At 52.5% G+C, this 5,795-nt stretch carries 5 protein-coding genes; 4 read left to right on the forward strand and 1 reads right to left on the reverse strand.

Annotated elements, in window-relative coordinates; all coding sequences use genetic code 11:
* The 3 genes from ACWNCF_RS02375 to ACWNCF_RS02385 form a co-directional block, all read left to right on the forward strand.
* Positions 1-2,009: DUF2345 domain-containing protein (locus ACWNCF_RS02375; RefSeq protein ID WP_449405882.1), on the forward strand; the 2,009-nt coding region annotated here is incomplete at its 5' end.
* Positions 2,006-3,517: a hypothetical protein gene (locus ACWNCF_RS02380; protein ID WP_449405883.1), complete on the forward strand. Its 1,512-nt coding sequence runs from the start codon at positions 2,006-2,008 to the stop codon at positions 3,515-3,517. The genes ACWNCF_RS02375 and ACWNCF_RS02380, both read left to right, overlap by 4 nt.
* 94 nt (positions 3,518-3,611) lie before the next feature.
* Entirely contained in the window at positions 3,612-4,103 is a 492-nt protein-coding gene (locus ACWNCF_RS02385) for a hypothetical protein (RefSeq protein WP_449405884.1), read from the forward strand.
* 465 nt (positions 4,104-4,568) lie between these two features.
* On the opposite strand, the gene ACWNCF_RS02390 is transcribed toward ACWNCF_RS02385, so the two are convergent.
* Positions 4,569-4,940: a hypothetical protein gene (locus ACWNCF_RS02390; protein WP_449405885.1), complete on the reverse strand. Its 372-nt coding sequence runs from the start codon at positions 4,938-4,940 to the stop codon at positions 4,569-4,571.
* A 322-nt stretch (positions 4,941-5,262) separates the two neighbouring features.
* Between ACWNCF_RS02390 and ACWNCF_RS02395 the strand changes: the two genes are divergently transcribed.
* Positions 5,263-5,565 (forward strand): hypothetical protein, encoded by a 303-nt coding sequence (locus tag ACWNCF_RS02395; RefSeq protein WP_449405886.1) that lies wholly within the window; start codon positions 5,263-5,265, stop codon positions 5,563-5,565.
* Positions 5,566-5,795: the final 230 nt, after the last annotated feature.

The following is a 5,795-nucleotide window of genomic DNA, read 5'->3' on the forward strand; positions in this document are numbered from 1 at the left end:
CCCAGAAACAGAGCAATACCGGCGTCCTTCCGGAGCAGGGCAATCTGCCGAGCCAGTTGGAAGTCTATGAATACACGGGTGCATACACGTATCCGAGACAAGAACAGGGAGACAAGAAGTCGCGTATCCGGGTGGAGGAATGGGAATCCAGCATGACACGGTTCCACGGTGTGTCCGGCACACGCTCTCTGCCCGTAGGCAACTGGTTTGTCCTGGAAAGTCATCCAGCACATCGCGACGACCTTGAGGAAGATCGCACGTTTGTCGTTGTCGCGGTCGACTGGTTTATTGAGAACAATTTGCCGCTGTCGAACAACATTCGGGAGTTCCCCGGAAGCCTTTCGTCGCGCCTGGAGGCGTTCAAGGCCGCCATCGGGCGGACGCCTGTACAAGGCGATGTGAAAAGCGCGGAGCCGAAAGATGCCGGCTACGCAGGTCATTGTTTCAATCGCTTCGAAGTCCAGCGCCGCAGCGTCCCTTTTCGCAGCCCGATCGAGCATATCAAGCCGACGCTGCATCCGCAGACCGCTGTCGTCGTCGGCCCTGCGAACGAAGAGATTTATACCGATTATCTCAACCGCGTTAAAGTCCGGTTTTACTGGGATCGCCAGAATTTGGGTGACGAAAGAGCCTCTTGCTGGGTACGCGTCAGCTATCCGAACGCGGGCCAGGGATGGGGCGGGCTCAATGTCCCGCGCATCGGGCAGGAAGTCATCGTCACATTCCTGGGCGGCGACCCGGACCGACCCGTCATTACGGGGCGACTCTATAACCAGGATCAGGTTCCGCAATGGCACACTAACGGCAGGCTCTCGGGCTACAAATCGAAGGAATATAAAGGTAGCGGCTTCAATCAGCTCGTTCTTGACGACACGACCAATCAAAACAGGGTACAACTCTATAGTACGAATGCCCATGCACAGCTGAATCTCGGCTATCTGGTCACTCAATACGGCAATGAACGAACCCGTTTTTATGGATCAGGTTTTGCGTTGAGTACCGACGATTTTGGCGCCATCGTTACAAACAAGGGGCTATACATCAGCACGTATGGCCGCCCTGGCGCGCAAGGCACGCAACTCGACGCGGCGGAGGCTACCACTCAACTGAAAGCAGGCGCAGCGCTTGCAAAAAATCTGTCTGACACGGCATCCGGAGCGGGTGCCGAACCTTTGACCGGGCATGTTGCCCTCGACACGTTCATCGACACGACACAAGATCGTTACGATGGCGCCGGGCAGAGTGACGTCAATCGCTTCAAAGAGCCGATCCTGCTGGCTGCGTCTCCTGCAGGTATCGGCCTCGTCAGCGCCAAAGGCACACATGTGCAAGCGAACGATCACGTGACGCTGTCATCCGGCACGGACATCAATGTCGCAGCGGGGAAAAGCCTGCTCGCCAGCGTAGCCGAAAAAATCAGCCTGTTCGCTTCCAACGCAGGCATCAAACTTTTTTCGGCGAAAGGCAAAGTCGAAGTGCAGGCGCAAGCCAGCGACCTCGATCTTATCGCGGAAAAAGTCGTGCGTCTGTTGTCGACCACAGCGCGCATCGAGATCCATGCGAAAGAAGAAGTGCTCATCTCGGCGGGCGGATCGTTCGTGAGGATTGATTCTTCCGGCATCACCAATGGCACGTCGGGCAAGTGGATCTCGCATGCGTCAATGCATAGCTTCGACAGGTCCGCCACAAATTCCTATGTGATGCCGCATTTGCTCAAGGCCGATCTGCAAAAGACGGATCTCGAATTTCGTCATTTGACCGATTGGGGCGTGCCGCTGGCGGGTGCCGCATATAAGGCGACTCTGAGTGACGGTAGCGTTCGCAAAGGCACGCTCGATGCTCAAGGTATCGCCCGCATCAGTGGCGTTCCCGCCGGAACTGCAGCGAAAGTGGAATACGACTACAAGCCTATGCAGGTAAGCGCCACTGTGGCAGCGGAACTGCATGAAGATGTTCATGAGCTATTGAACTGGACGCCAGTCAGCGTAACGAAGAATGGTGACGCATGAATCAGGACCGTTCGGCACCGGATCGGCACACTGTCCTCGCGGACGCCTGGGGCCATGTCGTCGGCGGCATGGAATGGCTCCGTTCAGTCCTCTTCGGAGAATTCGCCGATCACCGCCCATTGTCCGCTGTCGTTGCCGACATGCTGGTCAGCTTTATCCCTGGGGTTGTCATCGTCACCAGCGCACGCGATGCGGTTGCGGTAATTTTGCGCTTGGCCACTCACCAGGAAAAACGCGAGGAACTCATGGAGTGGGTGCTCCTTTGCGCTTGTCTGATCGTCATTGCCTTACCGGTGGCGATGGCAGCAGGCAGTGCAGTCGCATTGGGCGTCGGTGCTGTCGTCGGCGGCGTGGCAGGCTCGGAGCTCGGCGCGGCACTGCGCGCCGTCATGCTCATGCTGATCAAGGAAGCGTCCAAGCTTGTCGAACTCGTACGGTTTCTGCAAAGGTTCATGAAGGGCGACATCCTGAAATTTTTGCGGAGTGTCCGGTTCGCGAGATATGAAAAAGCACTGATTCAGGCAGTAAGCAAGATCATCGGCAAGCTTGTGGAGATCGTCAAGGCACTGCGCATCCATCTGGAAAGTCTGCAATATTTCGATTCGGTGAAAACCACGGTTGCCACGTTGGCCGACTGGGAAAAGAAGTTCTACAATGTTCAGCGAGACGCGCTTAAACAGGTTCCAAAAGCGCTGGTAGAACTCGACGCAAGGCTGGCGAAAGTATCGGCGCAGACGGCGCCAAAAGAAATGCACACGGTGGCTGCCGGTGTTCAGACAGAAAAAGCCCTGGCGGAATTGCCGGCGAAACAATGGTTAACAGATACTCCGGGAAGGTTGCTGGAGAAGGCTGAGGGAAAAACATCGAAAGCAAGCAGTAAAGCAGCGTCTAATATCAGTGCCGAACAGGTGCCTAATTGTGAGCCTGAATTAAACCGGCCCATTAAAAGCGATCCAGAGTCGATCAAATCATCTGGTGAAACACCTAATACAAAGAGGCAGGCAGTTGCCGACGTCACTATAGCCGCAGAACGTGAACGGATTACGCAGTTGTCCAATGAGGGGAAAATTAATGAGGCACGTGCTGTTTTACAGCCCTACGTAGACGCGGCAAAGGATGCGAAAACAGTGGCGGAAAAGGAAGCAGCAATGAATTCGATTATCGCGAGACTCGACGTCACTTCCGATAAGGAAAAAATGTTTTGGTCAGGAAATAAGGATCTGGCGGCGAAAATTGCGAGCGGAAAAGGAAAAATTATTTTAGAGCAGACGCCAGGCGGAAAAGTAATCGATGACTGGGACGAACTGAACAAGACATTCTCGTGGGATGCGAAAGATATGGGCCCCCACGGTTGGAACTTGTGGGGCGACGTTTCTTCAGAGTACGCAAAGGAGGCAACTGGTGAAATTGAAATTATACAAGATTTTGAGAAATTCCCGGCCGGTGGTCCTACGTGGAGAAGAGGGAGTGGACAACGATCGTTGACGAGGGTAAGGTTACCTCAATGAAAATTTTTGGGATGGATAAGTTGGGCAATATAATAGAGACAATGAGAGTCGAACCGGATAGCGCAACGGCAAGAGAACTATTTGAGGAGGCACTATGACGCTGGCGTTCGAAAAATTCATGAAGCAATACAAAATGACAGGCAGCGAAAAAGCCGACGGTTATAGTCAAGACGTATTTGTAGGGCTGGATGACGAAGAGAAGAAGGTCGTATTCGAATTGCTGGTAACGGAAATTCCATGGGCAATCGAATGGCTTTTTTTTCTCGATACGGAAAAAGCGCTTATAATTGCCAAAGAAACTGAAAGTAGACTGCGCGGAAATCCGTATGGGGATGCCTATATTTTTCAACAAAAAATAGTCAAATATTCCGGCGATTTGCTTTACCAAAAGCACATGATTGATGATTATCCTAGTTATCCTGAGCGGGTTAGGCCTCTTGTTGTGGATGCAATACATCGCACGCCACAAAACGAAAATACAGTTGCGTTTTTTAAGCAACTGTTATCCTCGTTTTGTGGCGGTGCGATGCAATCGCGGTCGCACAAGAGGCCTAACCCGCTCAGGCACTTGCTAGGATGCCCATGAAGCATGCGCCTCGTAAAGCTAATCGCGGAAAGCATTTGACTATTTTTTGTTGAAAATTTTAGGCGATCGGCATACGGATTGCCGCACAGCGTACTTTAGTTTCTCTGGCGAATTACTGAGCGCTTTTGTCGTATCGACGTGAAAATAAAGCCATTCGACCAATTAGCCGTTACCAGCAATTCAATACGACCCTCTTGCTCTTGTCAATCCAGCCCTGCAATACGTCTTGAGAATAACCGTCGGCTTTTTCACTGCGTCATTTTGCATTGCTTCATGAATTTTTCGAACGCCAGCGTCATGGAACAGTTCTCTTGGTCGCTATGCAGTTTCAGGCTCTCGTGGTCGCTAGTGTATACGCAGACTATCGATCCCAAAATTTTCCCGTAGAGTAAGTATTTTTACCCTCGTCAACAATCGTTGTCCAGTTCCCTTCTTCTCCACGTAGGACCACCGGCCGGGAATTTCTCAAAAATGTTGTATAATTTCAATTTCACCCACCAGTTGCCTCCTTTGCGTACTCTGAAGAAACGTCAGCCCCACAAGTTCCAACCGTGGGGGCCCCATATCTTTGGGCAATCGCCGCGAGAATGTCTTGTTCAGTTCGTCCCAGTCATCGATTACTTCTGCCGCCTGCGCGTCTGCTCTAAAATAATTTTCCCTTTTCCGCTCGCGATTTTTCGCCGCCAGATCCTTATTTCCTGACCAAAACATTTTTTCCTTATCGGAAGTGACGTCGAGTCTCGCGATAATCGAATTCATTGCTGCTTCCTTTTCCGCCACTGTTTTCGCATCCTTTGCCGCGTCTACGTGAGGGCTGTAAAACAGCACGTGCCTCATTAATTTTCGCCTCATTGGACAACATGCGTAAATCCGTTGCACGTTCTGCGGCTATAGTGACGTCGCCGCTTGCTGCCTCCTCTCTATTGCAGGTGTTTCGCCGGATGATTTGATCGACTCTGGATCGCTTTTAGATGGGCCGGTTTAATTCAGGCTCACAATTAGGCGACCTGTTCGGCACTGAATATTAGACGCTGCTTTACTGCTTGCTTTCGATGTTTTTCCCTCAGCCTTCTCCAGCAGCCTTGCCGGAGTATCTGTTAACCGATTGCTTTGGCCGCCCGCCAGGGGCTTTTCCTGTCTGAACACCGGCAGCCACGGTGTGCATTTGCTTTCGGCGCCGTCTGCGCCGAGCTGCTTTCGCCAGCCTTGCGTCGAGTTCTACCAGCGCTTTTGGAACCTGTTTAAGCGCGTCTCGCTGAACATTGTAGAACTTCTTTTTCCCCAGTCGGCCAACGTGGCAACCGTGGTTTTCGCCCCGAATGGAACCCCAGACTTTCCAGATGAATGGCAGTGCCTTGACAAGCTTGCCGATGATCTTGCTTACTGCCTGAATCAGTGCTTTTTCATATCTCGCGAACCGGAACAGCTTTCCGCAAAAATTTCAGGATGTCGCCCTTCATGAACCTTTGCAGAAACCGTACGAGTTCGACAAGCTTGGACGCTTCCTTGATCAGCATGAGCACGGCGCGGTGCCGCGCCCCGAGCCTGCCATTGTCCTGCTGCCATCGCCACCGGTAAGGCAACGGAGGTCGACAACGCAAGGAGGACACCCCCGCTCCATGAGTTCCTCGCGTTTCCTGGTGAGTGGCCAAGCGCGAAGATTACCGCAAACCGCATTCGGCGTGCGCGTGA

The organism is Massilia phosphatilytica (genome assembly GCF_977014125.1).